Consider the following 18,300-nt stretch of genomic DNA (forward strand, 5'->3'; position numbering starts at 1 on the left):
CTTTTCACTTTTTTGTTGATACCACGCTTATGTCCAATATTGTGCTTGCTATTACTGGCGGTATCGCCGCTTATAAATCTGCTATATTTGCCCGCTTGTTAGTTAAGGCAGGCTTTGATGTGCGCGTTATCATGACGACAGGTGCACAAGCATTTATCACACCGCTGACTCTACAGGCGTTGACGGGTAACGAGGTGCACGTGTCGTTGCTCGATGAGCAGGCAGAGGCAGGCATGGGGCATATTGAGCTGGCCAAGTGGGCCGACTTAATCGTCATTGCACCTGCTTCAGCCAATACGCTTGCGCGTCTGGCCATGGGTATGGCTGATGATCTATTGACTACAGTGTGCCTTGCCACTACAGCGCCTGTCATTATTGCTCCTGCCATGAATCAGCAGATGTGGGCGCATCCAGCGGTCAATCTAAATGTGCAAACCTTGCGCGATATGAATTATCAGATTATCCAGCCAGCTAGCGGTGAGCAAGCGTGCGGTGATGTCGGAGCAGGGCGATTGCCTGAGCCTGAGCAGTTATTGGGTGAGGTTTTACTGTTCATAGCGATGAACACAACGCCGCAATTGCTGGCAGGCAAAAGAGTGGTCATTACCGCAGGTCCCACCGTAGAAGCGATTGATCCTGTACGTTATTTATCTAACCACTCTTCAGGAAAAATGGGCTTTGCATTGGCGCGCGCCTGTGTGGCTGCTGGTGCAGACGTTGTCTTAATCGCTGGTGGTAAAGTGGCATTGCCCACGCCGCTTAATGTCACACGGATCGATGTGCTGTCTGCTGAAGATATGCTGATAGCGGCGCAGCAATGTGTAGATGGCACGCATAGCGAGCTTCAATTGGTCTTTGAAGATGAGCACGACCATTCTCATGAACACGATCACTCTCATAACCATTCTCACGAGCATCATCATGGCGACTGTGGTTGCGGTGATGATGATGTAAGCGACCATAACCATAATGACAATCATGACTTGCTACAGTCTTATGATGACAACCAATTTGTAAAAGCAGATATTTTTATCGCGACCGCAGCAGTGGCAGATTATCGTACGGAAGAAGCTGCACCGCAAAAAATTAAAAAGACACAAGATGCCATGACGCTCAGTCTGGTTAAAAACCCTGATATTCTAGCGACGATTTCTCTTGCGCATCCAGAGCTATTTGTCGTCGGCTTTGCCGCAGAGACGCAAGATGTCGAGCGTTATGCCCGTGGTAAGTTGGTCGCAAAAGATTTGGATATGATTGCTTGCAATGATGTCTCACGCGCAGATATCGGTTTTGCTAGTGATGACAATGCGATGCAGGTGTTTTTCTCTGAGCGCTATGAGCGTGATGCGGTAACACTTGAGAAGACCAGTAAAGATAAAATTGCTGAGCAACTGGCTAGCATCATCGGTCAAGCAATCGGTCAACGTAAAGATAGTTAGAGCTACAGGCGCTAAATCTGATAGCTAGCATGTAGATAGTGTGTAGATACAGACGCTGAGCCTCAAATGGTGTGACCGATATGATGAATATAGCTGGTAACGATAGCACTCAGATGCTAGTGCTGACGATCATTTTTGCGCTTGCCTCACTGTTGCATGGTATTAGCGGACTTGGCGCAACGCTAGTGACGACCACTGCGCTTGCTAGTATGTACCCATTGCAACACGCCATTGTGTTAGTGATTTTTCCCTCGCTAGTCGTTAATGTGATGACGTGGCTAGTAGGCGGTGAACGCACCATTTGGCAAAACTTTATCTACTACGGCAGACGCTATTGGTTGCTTGCGCTTACTAGCCTATTAGGTAGCATTCTAGGTGCGAAACTCTTGCTATGGGTCGATAGCGCTTATATTCTCTTATTGTTGGCCGCGGTCATTGCCTTCTACGTTGTGAGTAGCTTACTCGGCAAACAAATCCGTCTACCAAACACCAAGCCTATGTTAATTGCCGTTGGTTTTGGTGCAGGCGTGATTGGCGGCTCGACCAATGCAATGTCGACCATACTGATGATGTATTTATTGTCTGCCAGTGACGATAAAAACACCATCGCCAAAGTCGGTAACATGTGCTATTTCTTAGGAAAGATTGCCCAAATTATCGTGTTGCGTGAGCCTATCATGGCACTGAGCAGTGGTGAATGGCAGCTGATTACTTTTTTGAGTGTGCTGTCTATAGTCACACTGCTAGTTGGAATCCGTTTGCGTCGCTATTTGCCGCAAGCGCGTTTTCGTCAGCTTATTTTATTAATCTTAATCGTGCTTGGAATACGTGTCGGTTGGCAAGGTATTACCGCTTTGTTATAGCTAAAGATATAAGCCTTTTCAGCGATATCTTATTAGACCAATTCTTCAAAAAATATCTGCTGTGCCAAACGAAAGGTATTACAATGCGCTTCGACCACGTCTTCGATATCTTCTGAGTAGCCGCCACCCATCACGATAGCGACAGGGATATTGGCGGTTTTTGCTTGCTGCAGAACGTATTCATCACGCGCCTTACATCCTGCTTGTGTCAAACCAAGTTTGCCGAGCTTATCGGTAGCGAGCACGTCGACTGCAGACTGATAAAAAATCATATCTGGCGCAACCTCAGCGATTAAGCGTGGTAGCGTGTCTTCTAATATCTGTAAATACTCAGCATCGCCGGTATCATTGTCTAGCTCAATATCTAAGTCTGATACTTGCTTACGAAACGGGTAGTTCTTTGCACCATGCATGCTAAAGACAAAAACGCGTGGCTCATCTGCCATGATGCTGGCGTTGCCATTGCCTTGATGAACATCCAAATCGATCACTAAAATCTTTTGTGCCTGTCCACGATTTAACAATAAATTGCTAGCGATACAAACATCATTAAATACGCAAAACCCTTCTCCATGACCAGCAAAAGAGTGATGGGTGCCGCCTGCAACATTCATAGCCACGCCATATTGCTGAGCATATAGCGCGCACTCATACGTTGCATGAGCAATATAACGACCACGCTCTACCAACTGCGGTGTCATCTCAAATCCGATAGCACGAGCAGCCTTGCGCGGCAGTGTTTGGGTTTTAAGTTGATACCAGTACTCTGCGGTATGCGTGGTCAAAATCTCATCTTCGCTCAAGCGAGCAGGGGCAAAGAAGTTATCTTGGCTAATAGTGCCTTCTGCCAGTAAACGCTCAGGAATCATAATGTACTTTTGCATAGGGAAACGGTGCTTTTCTGGCACGGAATATCGAAAGACGTCAGAGTAGGCAATTTTTAGCATAAGATTTCTAGCTTAGTCTTGATGGTTTTTGGATAGAAAAATAAAGAGATAAGTATCCGCTATCATAGATTATGGCTTGATTGAAAAACCGGTTCATCGAATGAACTTAATTATCGAACAAACTGAGTTATCGAACAAACTGAGTTATTGAACAAACTGAGTCGGTAAAAAGAACGTGCGCGCGTCTGACTGTTGACGTAGCTCGACAAGTAGCGTTTGCATGTCTTCAGCAGGGTCTTGATTATTAACCAAGTTGCCAAAAAGCTCGTTGGCGACCGTAGTCATCGCAACCACGCTTTGTAGTAAATGCTCAATAATCTCATCATCTATACCGACTGCTTCGACATCGATAGCATTTTTGTAGCGTATCTCACCATCGTTGACATCCATCTCCAGATTACCGACTAGCATGTCATAGTTGATTTGGGTGATGAGTAGCATCGCGGCACTTTGATGACTTTCTGGTATCAAAAATGGCAAGATGCCGTAGATGGCCAGTAGTTTGTTTTTTTCTTGCACCCGAAACAGATAGCCACAGTTTATTTGCTTATGACGCATTCTCAAGGATAAATGATGCGATTTTTGGCTGTCATTGGTTTTGGGTCGATAATGCGTGTAGTGCCACTGTTTGTCATTGAAGTATTGCTTTAAGCAGTCGACGATAGGCGTGTCACTATGATTTTGAGGTTCTGCATTTGCGCTATCGGTTTTTAAGTTATCGGTTTTAAGTTGAGATGTATTTGTTTGCGCTTGAGGGTTATTCTGTTCGCTGCCCTGATTCGCCTCTAACTCATGAGAGATATCAGAGACAGTAATATCAGTAGCTTGAGAACTGATATTAGAAATATCAGCCGACATATTTTTTGTATTATTAATCTCGCTATCAGCAAGTGATGCAGGCCCTTGCTCGTTTGCACTATCAATGACTGACTGCGGTGCGGCAGAAGTCAGTAACCGTTTGATTTTTTGCCACAAGCTGAGTTTATTGCGTTGACTCATAATAGTATGCTGACAAGTAAGGGTTATAAGTTAATCGTGACCGTGCGCCAAACCTTCTTTAATAGCAGGCTGTGCATAAAACGCTGCTAGCATCTCACGAATATGGGCCGTTAACCAAGGCGTCTCAAGAGCATCGTACACGATAGGCAGTAGTGTAGTGCTACATTGCTTCATGGCCGCTTCATCAATGTGCAAACTCGCCGCAATGGTCGCCATCGTGTCAGACTGATGATTGGCATACCAAGTGTCAATGCTTGCCGAGACTAAGCTGTGCAGATACGGTGACAGTCGCAGGCGGTCATAGCTTTGTTGGATACTGGCTTCGATATGGTCAATGCTACTATTACCAGGCTCATCGCTTAAATAGGTTTGCAGCTCACTAATCGGTTGGTCTTTGATACGCTCCCAGCCCATAACCATCAGGCGCGCCACTTCTTCGTTTGACAAGTGTTCTTGGGCATTGGCTTCGGCTTTGCGCGTCAAATCTTTGATATTGCGATGCAAGTAGGTTTGCAGTTTTTCATCGAGGTTTCTGTTGGTCGCCTTTTCGAAAGAGCTACGCCCAAGCTTCATCAATTTACCAACGCCACCTGCTTTATCGAGCGTGCTTTCCATAAAGTCGTTGATAGCGTGATAGAGTGTTTGGGTCAATAAATCTGCAAAGGTTTCGTTACCGACCAGCGTATGAATCAATATATTGCGCTGCTGCTCGTGGCTACCGATATAGTTGGCCAGCGTTTCGACTTGGGCATCATCGACCAACTCAGACAAAGGCACATTATCATTAACTGGGTGATAAATAATAGTGTGCAAAATATCACGGATATCCGTACGCATCACCTCAGTCATCGGCTGATTTAACAGCCAGTCTTTCATCAGCTGTTGTAAATGGTCACAAGTAATATATTTGCTTAAAGGCTGCGCACCAAACCATTGCCAAGCTTCCATCGCTAGTGGCTCAGCTTGATTGTGCAACCACTGCTGTATAAAGTTAACTTGAGCATCGATCAAGCTATCTACTGTCAAACGGCTGGCTGATGGCTGTTTTGACAAGTTAGTGTCTGCGTTGTCATTTTTAGTTTCTGCAGCAGTATTAGGTTTTTGGCTATCTTGTGAAGTCGGCATAGGTTTTGAAGTCATATTTTAAAGTCGTATTTTTTTGAGGTCGTACTTTTTGAAGTCAGAGTAATCGACAATTTGTTATACTGTGTGTTTGTAGCGAGCATAGGGTATTATGCCATGAACATTGCCTTTGTTTGTGATGAATATTGACTACTGCTTGATAAATAACCAGAGGTTTTGATGACGGTTTTGGATACGCCTTTACTTGCACTTGAGGAGCTGACAGTTCAGCGCGGTGAGATACCGCTGTGCGAAGGCGTTACGTTGCAGCTATCTGCGGGTAGTATTTGCCATCTAATCGGGGCAAATGGGACGGGAAAGACCACGTTACTCATGCAGTTGGCTGGATTGTTACCTGTTTTGTCAGGTGAAGTTACTTATCAACGACAATCGTGCCTGCCCATCCAGCCTTTATATGTCTCGCACCAGTTGGGCATTCATCCGAATTTGACAGTGGCACAAAACCTAACGTTTCTACTGAACTTATATGGCATCACGCCAAGCGCTGCTGATATTGACGATGCGCTCACATGGGTTGGACTGCAAGGGTTTGAGACGATCAGCTCCAGTCATTTGTCCGCTGGGCAAACGCGGCGCATCACGCTGGCACGATTGTACTTGTTAACTCCTGACGTGACACCGCTCTGGCTACTTGATGAACCTTTCACGGCGCTAGATGTCGATATGGTGGCACGTATGGAAGAGCGGTTATGCGAATTTGCACAGGCTGGCGGGTCGATACTAATGACCAGTCATCAGGCAGTCGGTGTCGCCAATCAGGTGCTCGATTTGTCAGATTATATGGTATAAGTTTGATTGCTATCAGTACCATCAGTATATGTGCAAGGACAAATAATGACAGACAGTCCAATACAAGTAGGATCAGTAGCAGCCATGAATAAAAGTCCAAATGCTATTGTCGCAGTGCCTCGCAGTATTGGCTTCCTGCAGCTATGGCGCCGCGAATGGCAAGTCAAGCAGCAAGGAGCGGTACAATGGTTGTATCCATTAGTACTGTTCTTAGTGATTATTACTTTGTTTCCGCTGGCAGTCGGTAGTGAGCCTGCGCTATTGCAGCGTCTGGGCGTATCAGCCGTGTGGATTGCTGCGTTGCTGTCACTGGTAATGGGCGTTGATGGATTATTCAAGCCTGCGCTTGATAATGGTACGCTTGCACAATTGGTCGTGGCCAAAGCGTCACTACCGCTATGGGTGCTGATTAGACTGGTCATTCATTGGATTTTTAGTAGTGGTATTGTGGCAGCGCTTAGCTTGCTTGCCGTGCCGTTATTTCAGCTCAGTTGGTTTGAAGCGTGGATATTGATGGCTTCTATCGTGACAGGTAGCCCGATGCTCCTAATGCTATCCGCGATTGCCAGTAGTTTGACGCTATCGTTAAAGAATGGGGCAGTATTAGTGCCTTTGATTGCTTTACCGATGCAGTTGCCAGTCTTGATTTTTGCTACGGGTGCGGTTGATTTATTTGCCTCTGGGCTGAATGGTTTGCCTATCTTAGCTTTATTACTAGCAGGAAGTATTGTTTCTGTCTTAGTTATGCCATGGGTGATTGCTACAACTTTAAAAATGTCATGGCTTAATTAAATGATTTGCGTTTTGTAATCCTAAAGTCCAGTTGTCGAAATTTGATTATTTAAGCCCAGTTATCTAAATCTAGTTATCTAAACCTAGCCATCGAAATCTAGTTATCTGTATCACATGTATTAACATCGTGGTGAAAACTGGCAATTTTGCTATAATAGTCAATTGAATACGTAAACAGCTCTTTGTAGATTCTATCCAGTGTTTAACGCCAGCAGGTGAGTTGATAGTGGTGCTTTGATAGACCGCATCATTTATCACCAGTAAGCTGTGTAATAGGTTTCTTCCCATGCCCAACCTGAATAACGTCTCATCCCCTAGCTTGTGGCAGCGCATTTGGCAGGGTTTCTTGACCACTGTGGGTACCAAGCAGTTTTTTCGTATCTTTAGCCCTTGGGTCAAGTGGTTAGCGATACTAGCCAGTCTCTGTTTGCTCATTGGTAGCGTATGGGGCCTTGCTTTTGCGCCGCCTGATTATCTTCAGGGTAATAGCTATCGCATTATATTTATCCATGTGCCAGCGGCCAGTCTTGCCATTTCTATCTATTTTTCCCTTGCGGTCTTGGGGGTAATTTATTTGGTGTGGAAGATTAAGACGGCCAGTCTGGTCGCGCAGGCACTTGCTCCGATGGGGTTTTTGCTGTGTGTCATCAGTTTGCTTACAGGCTCTATCTGGGCAAAGCCAACATGGGGTACTTACTGGGTATGGGATGCACGTCTTACGTCAATGCTGATATTGGCGTTTTTGTACGCGGGCGTGATGGCATTGTTTGCTGCTTTTGAGCATACGGCCAATCGCGGTAAAGCGGCCGCCATTTTATCTATTGTGGGCGCAGTGAACCTGCCTATTATCAAGTACTCAGTAGAGTGGTGGAATACCTTGCATCAAGGCGCGACCTTTAGTTTGACTGCCGCACCGAAGATGTCGGCAGATATGTGGATGCCCTTGCTACTGATGATTATCGGCAGCTATTTACTGGTTGCGACATTAGCGATTTATCGTACTAACACGCTGATTTTATACCGTGATCAAGGCAAAGCGTGGGTCAAAGAATACATTCGTGGTCAATACAAATAACGGCTAGGAACATACTATGCAGCCTTACTTTTATAGCGTATCTGAGTTTTTCGCCATGGGTAAGCATGGGGTTTTTGTGTGGTCGTGCTGGGCGATAACGATCGGCGTGATGCTGGCCTTTATTATCTATAGCCGCAGACAGCGACAGTCACTTATCAAACAGCTGACCATCCAGCAAGCGCGACAAGCACAACGGACGACCAAAACCTCAACGCCTGTAACCAAACAAGCTGAATAAAAATCATCTTAATATCATGGTTTTAGCGTAAGAAACCGTATCCTTACACTGACAAAAATATGACCTTATAGGCAGTGATGAGGCTTATTGATTTGTCTGAAAAATGCTACCATATAGCAATTAGAAGAGTACGATTAGAAAGACATTTTTAGAACGTTTTTCTAATGGTAGTTTCTTCAAAATTTTCTGTTTTGTAGATTGATAATGGTTTATAAAACAGTGACTCATTAATGGGGTAGTGGTATGAATGCAGTTCGTCGGAAAAAACTGACGTGGGTTATGTTTACGCTGGCAGGTGCGGCAGTAGCAGTTATGTTGGTTATCTATGCCATCGGGCAGCAAACTGACTACTACTTTGATGCAACTGCGATTGCCCAAGGTGAAGCGCCTCAAGACAAACGTATTCGTGCTGGTGGTATGGTGGTTGCCGGTAGTGTGCAGCGTGCAGCAGACAATCCATTAAATGTTGAGTTTGCGATTACTGATTTTCAGTCAACCGTGCCAGTGACTTACCAAGGTATTCTGCCAGATTTATTTGCTGAAAATTCAGGCGTCGTGGCCACGGGTAAAATGCAGGGCGATACTTTTGTCGCTGGGGAAGTATTGGCTAAGCATGACGAAAACTATATGCCACCAGAAGTTGCCAAATCTATGAAAGAAAATAATCGCAGCGGAGCGATACCTTCTTCTGAACAGTATAATCCTGCTGAAAAAATTCATGAGACTGAAACGCTACAACAGTAACGATTATAAGTTTTCATACCATATAAAAAAGCCACCGATTATCGGTGGCTTTTTATTGCGCTTTGTTTAGCTAATCAACTAATCGTACTTATTAACCCTATTAGTCATCCCATACTGGACTATAGTCAGGGTGCTCAATTTTACGACCGTCAGAGCTGGCTAAGTTACCGATTTTTTCTAACTCATCTGCACTTAACTCAACCTTAATGGCATCTAGATTGCCTTGCAGGTGATCAGGGTTAGACGTTTTCGGAATAGCCACACGATGCTTGTCTGATAAGATCCATGCTAGTGAGATTTGTGCTGGTGTTACGTTGTGCTTATCTGCAATCTCTTTAATCACTTCGTTATCAAACACATCACCACGCGCTAATGGCGAGTAAGCTTCTAGTAGAATATGATGATTATTTAAGAAGGTCTGCAATGTATTTTGCTTAATGAACGGATGGAACTCTACTTGGTTCACGACGATAGGCACATCAGCATATTTCTTGGCTTCAATGATATTAGCAATATTGAAGTTTGAAACACCAATGTGACGCGTCAAGCCTTGCTTTTGGAGTTCGCACAATGCAGGAATGGTCTCAGATAATGGTACGCGGTCATCAGGCCAGTGCAATAGCAATAGATCGACATAATCTGTACCCAAATCTTCCAAAGAACGTTTCGCTGCGGCGACCAGTTTTTCTGGCTCAAACTTCATATCATCTGGAAAAATCTTAGTAGTCAAAAAGAACTTATCACGAGCCACACCTGATTGTCTGATACCTTCGCCAACTTCCTTTTCATTACCATAAGCTTGAGCAGTATCGATATGCTCATAACCCATTTCTAACGCTTTTTTGACCACGTCTACGCAGTCTTGCCCAGTTGACTGCCAAGTACCTAGCCCTAGGATGGGGATGTTTGCTTGTCCAGCGGTACGAATATTATAGTTTTTAGCGCTCATGCTGTTATCCTTATTTTATTTATAATGTCTTATATGTCTTGAATGAAACATCGTTTCAAGCAGAGGTTTTAATATAATGAATAGTAGTAAAACTTAGCCAATATAGGCAGTTGTTTAGCTCATCTAATAATCAAGTTTGTCTACTATAAGAAAAACCAAGAACAAGTGGAAGCGTGAGTGACGGTTTCCTACAAAGGGCAAACAGGCTGTAACGTGATTTTTGATAGTTATTTAATGCACAGTTAGTCTTTTAATAACGGTATTGGAAGACAGCACTCGCAAAATTAAAGACAAAAAAACGCCCATCACTCTAAGTAATGGGCGTTTCTATCAATCATAACACCTAAAAAACTAGGTAATTTTGATTTAAAGTCTTACTGAGCAGCAGCTTCTGTAGTTTCTGGAGCGTCAGCGCTTTCAGTTTTAGCAGCAGTGTCCATGTGTGCGCTATGATCAGTACCCCAGATTTTTGGGTACTTGTAGCCAGGGAACGTTTCATGAGCGTACTTTTTGAAAGCTTCTGAGTTATAAGCGTTGGTCACATCTTCAACCCATTTTTTACCAGTATCAGCAGATTTGATCGCTGACCAGTTTACATAAGCAAAGCTTGGCTCTTGGAACAATGCTTCGGTCAATTTGATACCAGAGTCAGTAGCATAGTTACCGTTGATAACTGCGAAGTCAACTTCATCACGTGCGCGTGGTAATTGAGCAGCTTCTAGCTCAACGATTTCGATATCGTATTTGCTGTTATCAGCGATATCTGCTTTTGACGCAGTCAATGGATCGATGTCGTCTTTTAGGGTAATCCAACCAAGATCATCCATCATTACCAAAGCACGAGCAAAGTTACTTGGATCGTTTGGTGCAGAAACACTCATACCTTTGAATGCAGCGTCAAGGCTGGTCTTTTTACCTGAGTAGATGCCAAGTGGAGCCGTTGGTACTTGGAATACTTCAACCAAATCAAGGTTGTTTTCTTTTTTGAAGGTATCAAGGTAAGGCTTATGTTGGAAGATGTTGATATCCAAATCGCCTTCAGCCAATGCAAGGTTAGGACGAACATAATCAGTAAAAGCAATCAACTCAACTTCATAACCTTGAGCTTCAAGCGTGCTCTTCACTTGGTTACGAACCATATCAGCAAAATCGCCTTCAGTCGTACCGATAACAATTTTGGTATGGTCAGGATCGATATCGCTAGCGGCAGTTTCTGCAGTGGCACCCTCGGTTACTGGCTCTTTAGTCGCTTCTGGCGCTGATGAATTGCTGCAACCAACTAAGACTAGACCTGATACACCAACAGCAGCAAATGCGGTAGCTAACTGACGGCTGATATCTGTTAATTTCATAATATGTCCTTAATAATGAATGGGGTTGAGTAAAACGTTTATCGTCGATACATTAAAAAAGCAACATTATAAATAGTAATGCTGCTTTTTTGTGAGAGCTGAGACAAGGGTTGAGTGTTGCCAAAAATAAACCTAGTCGCTCGTAATGTCAAGTATTCTCTAAAGCGGTTTAACGTTTGTCTAAACGATTGGCGAGCCAGTTACCAGAGGCTTGAATCGAGACGACCATGATGGATAGTACAATCACGATAAAAATCATTACCTCGGTTTGATAGCGATAATAGCCATAGCGAATGGCCAAATCACCCAAACCGCCACCACCAATCATACCAGCCGCCGCTGAATAAGAGAGCAAGCTGATACAAAGAATAGTGACTGACAATACTAAACCTGAGCGCGCTTCATTAAGTAGTACTTTAATAATGGTAAAAGGTCGTGCACCCATTGATTCAGTGGCTTCGATAATACCGCGCGGCACTTCACGTAAATTTTGCTCGACCAAACGCGCAAAATAAAACGAACCAGCGATAGCCAGTACTAGTGATGCAGCAATTGGTCCGATACCCGTACCAACGATAGCCTTAGTAAACGGACTCATTGCAATCATCAAAATCACGAAAGGGAAAGCACGCATAAAGTTGGTAATACCGCCAAGCACACCGTACAACGTCTTGTTTTGCAAAAACTGTCGATCACTAGACAAAAACAAGAATACGCCAAAGAGCCCACCGATAAGGATGGCGACCGTAGTTGAAATACCAAGCATCACGAACGTATCAATAAACGCGCTCACGATCTCTTTGCGTAACACAAGTAGCTTGTCTATAGAGGCGGATAATTCAGTACCAGTTAACATATCTATTTCTCCTGCCTCATTAGTCCTCGACGACTAGGCCTTTGCCAATCGGGGTGGTTGCTTGAATCAGACCGTCTCGCACATCCGCAACTTCTAATAGTTGTCCTTGATGCAATAACGCTGCGCGATCACAAAGTCTACGAATAACACTCATCTCATGAGTCACAATGACGATAGTCACGCCAAGTTGCTCATTGATATCGCGCAGACAAGTCAGCAAACTACGGGTCGTTGCAGGGTCAAGCGCACTGGTTGGCTCATCGGCCAACAATACTTTTGGACTAGGGGCAATCGCGCGGGCAATACCCACACGCTGTTTTTGTCCACCTGACAACTGCGCAGGATAGTGACCAGCACGATCGGTCAAATCAACAATCGCAAGACAATCCATAACGCGCTTATGAATGTCGCGACTTGGATAACCAGAGATTTTTAAGTTAAATGCCACATTGTCAAAAACAGTTTGATTAGACATCAGATTAAACTGCTGAAAAATCATACCGATATTGTGACGGGCAATGCGCAGCTCACTGGCAGACAGCGTGGTTAGGTCAGTACCATCTATCACGACTTGACCCGAATCTGGACGCTCAAGCATGTTAATTAGGCGCAATAAGGTAGATTTACCTGCCCCTGAATAACCCATTAGACCAAAGATTTCGCCTTGTTTGATAGTCAGAGATGTCGGCTCAACAGCGGTAAACCAATGTGGCTTGCCGTCTTTGTCTTTGATTGATCGGTCGCTTAAAAAACTTTTGGTCACATCGTTTAAGACAATCATGTCATTCATGGAGGGCTCAAAATTTAATAAATTTTTTAATGGTCAAAAACCCGTCATCAGGCCTCTTTCAATATGTAAGAAGCTTGTCAAAACGACAACAGTCAATAACCGTATAATAAGGGGCGGTAATATAGCATATTATCAGGCACTTTGGATATGCACATACGTGTCCGGCTTATGATTAATAGCTATTAAGAATAAGCAGTTACAATGCTAAGTATGAAGGTGACAGCGTGATAGCTATCTATATAATGATGGGGATTGATTACTCGTGATAGTTGTAATGAGGGTCATGATGAATTGGGATGGTTACCAAAAATCTAGTATGACCATTTAGCGTATCTGTAATAATGCGCCCTTGATGAGCGGTAACGATTTGTGAGACTAACGATAACCCTAATCCAGAGCCTTTGTTTTTTTGCTGTAAACGTACAAATGGGCTAAAGACTTCTTCCCGCTTGCCTTCAGGGATACCAGTGCCTTCGTCGATTACAGCCAGCACGGCATATTTTGGCAGAGGACGTTCAGGTTCAGTTTTGGCTTTCTTCATATGCTTAGCAAATAAGCCTTCTTTACGCACGACTGCGCCTGAGTTCTCATGGTTTGAGCTATTAGATTTGGCGTCATCTTTCATATTATTTGAGCCGTTATTTTTAGTAGCGGCATCAGTAATAGAACTATCTGATTTTTGAACACTATTATTGACAAAAGTGTCAGTATTCTCGCTTTCTACATTGCTTATAGAGTTTGTTTTAGCTACTTCAATCAAGCTGGCGTTAGCAGTATTATGAGTGTCGTTAGCAAGGTCAGTAGAATCTGGAACTGCTTTCCAAATAACTTTCTTAATTCTGTCAGTTAATTCACTGGTAAAGCTGTAATAGTCAGCAAGTAGTGATGATTCGCCAGTAGTAGGTTGGGGTTTGCTAGCATTGTCTATTAAGCTGTCATCTGAAAGGCCGTTATCAAGGCTGGCATCATCATCAGTCTCGTTATTCTCATTGTTAGCAGCTATATCTTCACCGTTTTTATAGATAGTCGGCGTTGGTAGCTCTGCTATTGAGTCAGTCATTTCTGATTTATTTTTATCAACCGAACTAGTAGCTTCATGCTTAGCAGTTTGGTGCTCAACTACTTTGGCATCAGTGTTTTCTTCATAATCATCAAAGTCTAAACTGTTGTAATCGACAAAGCTGCTGCATAGTACTGTTTGTAATAGATAGTCAGGTACAGTTCCAGCTTCTTCTATGCTCTGAACACCGTATAGCAATACCGTAACAGGTGGCTTGCCATGTAGCATAGCGTTGGTAAGTAAGTTACGAATCAAATGAGTCAACATTGATGATTGACCATCTATCACGATGTGCTCACCAATCAGCGTGGCTTCAGGATAGTGCTGACGTTCTTGATTTACCAAATCGTATAAATCTAAGTTTTCAACTTGCTGTAAGGCATGTCCCGCATCCAAACGGCTAACCAATAATATGCTTTCTACTAAGTCATTAAGACCTGACAAGTCTCTGTTGATAGCCTGTGCCCGTTTATCAAATTTTGCTTTGGTATCAGTTGGTAGCGCACCAGCCAACATATCCATCATTTCAATCTGTAGGCGAATACGCGTAATCGGTGTACGCAGCTCATGGGAGGCATGTGCCAGTAGCAAGTTATTGGCATCAATTAAGTGTTCAATTTTTTGTGCTGCTTGGTTGAATCCGCGTGCTAATGCAGCGATTTCATCATTACCACGTGCGTTCACTCGTACCGTAAAATCACCATCACCCAATTGAGTCATTTGTTGGCTTAACTGGTCAATACGCCATGTCATCGTCCGTGCAATCAACCATAGTACACCTGCCATAATGAGCAAGAGTAGTAGCGTACCAGTGAATAAGTTCAAGGCTGCAGAAAGGACAGGTTTTTTAGGCGTTAGACGTGATTCATACAGTAAGGTATAACCCGTACTGCTATACACTTGGGCTTGCTTGGTAGGTGACGTGTCTGCAAGTGATGGAAAAACGCGTGAGAATAAAGAAGGAGTAGGGGGAAGCTCTAGGGGTAGGTCACTGTTGTCAGTTTGCATGAGCAGCCGACCTTCGCTGTCATACAATCCCATTTTCGCTTGCAGTGACTCATCAAAAATATCGAAGCTTTTCTTAACGACTGCCAGCATAAAACGTGACTGCAAACGGTTGTCTTTGCTGATGGAAATATTTAATTCGTGCAAGAATGGATCGATTTGCCCCAAGATCTGTGTGGCTAATATCTCTGAGCGAATACCAGCGTCTTTGTCATGAACAAGTTGGGTCAACAGCACCATTGCCACAGCAAATAACGTAAGTGCCAGCATAACGCTGGCAAATAGTTTGGCAAATACGGAACGAAAACCCAATTGCTGCATTAAACGATCTCTATTATTAAACGCTTGTACCGACTCATAGTACAGAGTTTACACCATGAGTCAGCTAATTAGGCATCCTTTACGATTACACCTGATCAGTGGCAAATTGATAGCCGACGCCGCGTACGGTAATAATACGCTTTGGCTGGCGTGGATTGTCTTCGATCAAAGCACGTAAACGCGAAATATGTACATCAATTGCACGGTCAATATTGTCTGAGCTGTCATCATTTGGCATCGCTTGCCAGAGTTGCTCACGATTCAATACTTTGCCAGAATGAGTGGCAAAGTAATGTAACAACTGAAATTGATGCGTGGTCAGACGTACTGGTTGGTCATCGATAGTGACTTCATGACTATCAGGAAACACACTCAAACGACCGAAAGTTAGGCTGTCTGATTGGCTATCGGCTTGATTTGGTTGCTCATGACGACGAATAACTGCACGAATACGAGCTAAAAGCTCACGTGGCTCAAAAGGCTTGGCAATATAATCGTCAGCACCCATCTCCAGCCCCAACACGCGATCGGTTGTATCGCCTTTTGCGGTCAGCATAATGATAGGCACTTTATTGGTCATGTTATTCTTGTTGCCACGAATCTTTTGACACACTTGCATACCGTCCATATCAGGTAGCATAAGATCCAACACAACCAAGTCAATATCGCGCTCTTTGGTGTCTAATAAGTCGAGACCTTCTTGACCAAGACCAGCATGATGCACGTCATAATAGTTCATGGTCAAATAATCGCTGATCAGCTCAGCTAAATCTGGATCGTCTTCAATCAATAAAATCTGCTTACTCATGGGATGTCCTCTAATTGTTATTGTGATTTATAAAAGTATAACGTTTCTGGTAATAACGAGTTGTTGGTAATGATAAATAGTTAAACTATTAAGCCTCTACGTTTTCAAATATACAGAATAGCGCATAATTAAATATGAGTCGTATTTTAATACTCGGATAATGCTATATATAGTAGGGTCATATTGCCTAATTATGCTGTTACAAAACAAGAGAAGCTTTGTTAATGTTTCTACGCAATGTAACTGTCAGCATAAGCTATTATGACACAATGACTTTTTTACCTTTAGAATCAACAGGTAAGTCAGCCAAACAAATCAAGCTATCATTGCTCACACCTGCTATCAAATACTGCTGCGTAGTAGGATCGTATTCAACTACCTCAATAGGTTGGCGCGTTAAACGCTGGTCTTGTCCGATTATCCAAACATTTGCAGTCAATGGTTGTAGCGGCATATAAGGAGGATTTTGCAACTCTGTTAGGTCGACGTCATGTAGCGCGCGCTTAGGTACAATAGTGCCTACATCTATTTGACCATAGTTGACGCGCCCTGTGACTTTCATATTTGGCAATAACTTATCACGACTAACTTCATTGTCGATGACATTAACATAGACCAAAAGCTTTTTGGGCTGACTGGTCGATACCAGTTTGCTGACCTGTCCCGTAAACTTGTCTGAGATACCTTCGGCGGTAAAATTGACTGTTTGGCCAACGGAAAGCTGTGGTTTTGCTTGTATAGGCAGGGTAGCCATAAAGTGCAGCTTGGTCTCGTCACTGATCTGTAGTAGAGACGCGCGCGCCGCTAGCTGTTGTCCTGCATCAGCAGATAAGTTTTCTACTCGCCCTGAGAAACTAGCATGAATGGTAATTGAATTATACTGGGTATCTTGTTTAGCCGTATTAATGTCTGCATTTTGATTAGTGATGTTGCTATCAGTATCTATCACAGAATTTGCTTCTAGCGTTTTATCACTGTCAGTTTTTCTTACAACAGCGATATCTGCGTCTGGCGCAGCTTGTGTGGAATTAGCACCAGAATTCTGCGCGTCTTCTGAATTAGTTTTATTAATATCGTTTGATTCTACATTGCCTTGTTCAGGCTTTTTCAAATCTTCAGCTTTGCTAGCCGTGCCCACACGCCTAAAGACCAGCAATGGCGTTCCTTTTTCTACCCATTGACCTTCACTAACCAGCGTCTTTTCTATACGAATCGGATGTACTGCAACAAATGTGGTCTGCTTGATAGGTTCGATATTACCTTGTAAGCCGAGACTCGGCTGATACCTTGAAGGTTTGATACTCAATATATGTTCTGGTGTCATTGTGACACTGTCGCTTGTGATGATAAGTGGCGTGTCTGCGGTCTCTTCTTCAGTGTCAGTAACAGCTGATTCATTTATAGGTGACGGCTGACAAGCAGCGATAAATAGTACGCTGAATAAATAAAGGCTTTTTCTTAAATGTCTAGAAGCTGTCATAGCAGTCACCATTGTAATCGTCATATTATTATATAGTGAATTGTAACGCGGTGGAACGACTGTAAGATATTTACTAAACTTAAGAAAGCTGATAATTCAAGTATTAAGGAAAGTTGAAGTTACGCCTTTAATAAATAAGAACAGCTATTTGTGATACTAATGAGTTCGAACATAATTTTACTAATTACTGGAAAAGCAATAATAACTGTGCTAAAACAAACACTATAAAATGCATTGATACATTTTTATTACAAATGAAAATTATCCAGTAATATCATTGCCAGTTATATACAATACAAAAATATAATAACGCTACCTTCAATTCAAATTTCAATCTATTTATATGTTAGAAAATGGATTTATAGTTAATTGGAATCGTTGTTATATTTGACTTTTTTCTTGGATATGCGCAGGGTAAGTTATCTTATTCAAAGCACTCAAATAACGCTAGATTTTGTAAGATTAATAATAATAAAGTGCGTATAGTACGCTATATTGATACCGCGATTAGTCAGTAGGCATCAATCGTAGAAGATTCGCTGTTATCACAAATTTCAACGCAGACAATGCAAATATAGGTACTTATATCGATACCCCACTCTCAACTTCGAAAGTGATTGAAAAAAGAAGAGCACCTCACTAATCTATTG

Annotated in this window: 17 protein-coding genes and 1 pseudogene; 8 read left to right on the top strand and 10 right to left on the bottom strand. The window is 43.1% G+C overall.

The window, feature by feature from the left end:
- Positions 1-29 precede the first annotated feature (29 nt).
- From coaBC to FQV37_RS12940, 3 genes and pseudogenes are all read left to right on the top strand, one after another.
- Positions 30-806 (top strand): annotated as a pseudogene (coaBC, locus tag FQV37_RS14350) (bifunctional phosphopantothenoylcysteine decarboxylase/phosphopantothenate--cysteine ligase CoaBC); the annotation flags it as partial.
- A complete protein-coding gene (locus tag FQV37_RS14355; RefSeq protein WP_420877020.1) occupies positions 798-1,439 on the top strand; it encodes a phosphopantothenoylcysteine decarboxylase domain-containing protein in 642 nt (213 codons plus the stop codon). The pseudogene coaBC and the gene FQV37_RS14355, both read left to right, overlap by 9 nt.
- An 80-nt stretch (positions 1,440-1,519) precedes the next feature.
- Positions 1,520-2,302 (top strand): sulfite exporter TauE/SafE family protein, encoded by a 783-nt coding sequence (locus FQV37_RS12940; RefSeq protein ID WP_101206033.1) that lies wholly within the window; start codon positions 1,520-1,522, stop codon positions 2,300-2,302.
- Between the two features lie 32 nt (positions 2,303-2,334).
- Here FQV37_RS12940 and FQV37_RS12945 read toward each other — a convergent pair whose 3' ends face one another.
- From FQV37_RS12945 to FQV37_RS12955, 3 genes are all read right to left on the bottom strand, one after another.
- The gene (locus FQV37_RS12945; RefSeq protein WP_160023563.1) at positions 2,335-3,249 is read right to left on the bottom strand and encodes a histone deacetylase family protein; all 915 of its coding nucleotides are present in this window, start codon (positions 3,247-3,249) and stop codon (positions 2,335-2,337) included.
- Between the two features lie 144 nt (positions 3,250-3,393).
- Complete coding sequence (locus FQV37_RS12950) at positions 3,394-4,248, bottom strand: type III secretion system chaperone family protein (RefSeq protein ID WP_160023565.1); 855 nt, start codon at positions 4,246-4,248, stop codon at positions 3,394-3,396.
- 30 nt (positions 4,249-4,278) lie between these two features.
- A complete protein-coding gene (locus FQV37_RS12955; RefSeq protein WP_167514321.1) occupies positions 4,279-5,388 on the bottom strand; it encodes a hypothetical protein in 1,110 nt (369 codons plus the stop codon).
- 162 nt (positions 5,389-5,550) lie between these two features.
- Here FQV37_RS12955 and ccmA point away from each other — a divergent pair, with 162 nt between their 5' ends.
- From ccmA to ccmE, 5 genes are all read left to right on the top strand, one after another.
- On the top strand, positions 5,551-6,180 hold the full coding sequence (gene ccmA, locus FQV37_RS12960; RefSeq protein ID WP_160023567.1) for a heme ABC exporter ATP-binding protein CcmA: 630 nt from the start codon (positions 5,551-5,553) through the stop codon (positions 6,178-6,180).
- Between the two features lie 84 nt (positions 6,181-6,264).
- The gene (locus tag FQV37_RS12965) at positions 6,265-6,972 is read left to right on the top strand and encodes a heme exporter protein CcmB (RefSeq protein WP_160023583.1); all 708 of its coding nucleotides are present in this window, start codon (positions 6,265-6,267) and stop codon (positions 6,970-6,972) included.
- Between the two features lie 286 nt (positions 6,973-7,258).
- A complete protein-coding gene (ccmC, locus tag FQV37_RS12970; RefSeq protein ID WP_160023569.1) occupies positions 7,259-8,047 on the top strand; it encodes a heme ABC transporter permease CcmC in 789 nt (262 codons plus the stop codon).
- Between the two features lie 16 nt (positions 8,048-8,063).
- Positions 8,064-8,285 (top strand): heme exporter protein CcmD, encoded by a 222-nt coding sequence (gene ccmD, locus FQV37_RS12975; RefSeq protein ID WP_160023571.1) that lies wholly within the window; start codon positions 8,064-8,066, stop codon positions 8,283-8,285.
- A 243-nt stretch (positions 8,286-8,528) separates the two neighbouring features.
- On the top strand, positions 8,529-9,029 hold the full coding sequence (gene ccmE / locus FQV37_RS12980; protein WP_101206027.1) for a cytochrome c maturation protein CcmE: 501 nt from the start codon (positions 8,529-8,531) through the stop codon (positions 9,027-9,029).
- 100 nt (positions 9,030-9,129) lie between these two features.
- Here the strand turns inward: ccmE and FQV37_RS12985 are convergent, their stop codons facing one another.
- From FQV37_RS12985 to FQV37_RS13015, 7 genes are all read right to left on the bottom strand, one after another.
- A complete protein-coding gene (locus tag FQV37_RS12985; RefSeq protein WP_102091823.1) occupies positions 9,130-9,978 on the bottom strand; it encodes an aldo/keto reductase in 849 nt (282 codons plus the stop codon).
- Between the two features lie 374 nt (positions 9,979-10,352).
- Positions 10,353-11,330 carry a MetQ/NlpA family ABC transporter substrate-binding protein gene (locus FQV37_RS12990; RefSeq protein WP_102091824.1) on the bottom strand — a complete coding sequence of 326 codons (978 nt, stop codon included), beginning with the start codon at positions 11,328-11,330 and terminating at the stop codon, positions 10,353-10,355.
- A gap of 169 nt (positions 11,331-11,499) precedes the next feature.
- Entirely contained in the window at positions 11,500-12,186 is a 687-nt protein-coding gene (locus FQV37_RS12995; protein ID WP_160023573.1) for a methionine ABC transporter permease, read from the bottom strand.
- A 19-nt stretch (positions 12,187-12,205) separates the two neighbouring features.
- Positions 12,206-12,976 carry a methionine ABC transporter ATP-binding protein gene (locus FQV37_RS13000; protein ID WP_057761581.1) on the bottom strand — a complete coding sequence of 257 codons (771 nt, stop codon included), beginning with the start codon at positions 12,974-12,976 and terminating at the stop codon, positions 12,206-12,208.
- 256 nt (positions 12,977-13,232) lie between these two features.
- The gene (locus FQV37_RS13005; protein ID WP_160023575.1) at positions 13,233-15,362 is read right to left on the bottom strand and encodes a sensor histidine kinase; all 2,130 of its coding nucleotides are present in this window, start codon (positions 15,360-15,362) and stop codon (positions 13,233-13,235) included.
- A gap of 85 nt (positions 15,363-15,447) precedes the next feature.
- The gene (locus tag FQV37_RS13010) at positions 15,448-16,170 is read right to left on the bottom strand and encodes a response regulator transcription factor (protein ID WP_057761578.1); all 723 of its coding nucleotides are present in this window, start codon (positions 16,168-16,170) and stop codon (positions 15,448-15,450) included.
- Positions 16,171-16,429: 259 nt separating this feature from the next.
- Positions 16,430-17,650 carry an efflux RND transporter periplasmic adaptor subunit gene (locus FQV37_RS13015; protein ID WP_160023577.1) on the bottom strand — a complete coding sequence of 407 codons (1,221 nt, stop codon included), beginning with the start codon at positions 17,648-17,650 and terminating at the stop codon, positions 16,430-16,432.
- Positions 17,651-18,300 lie beyond the last annotated feature (650 nt).

Source organism: Psychrobacter nivimaris, from assembly GCF_009812035.1.
GTDB lineage: Bacteria > Pseudomonadota > Gammaproteobacteria > Pseudomonadales > Moraxellaceae > Psychrobacter > Psychrobacter nivimaris.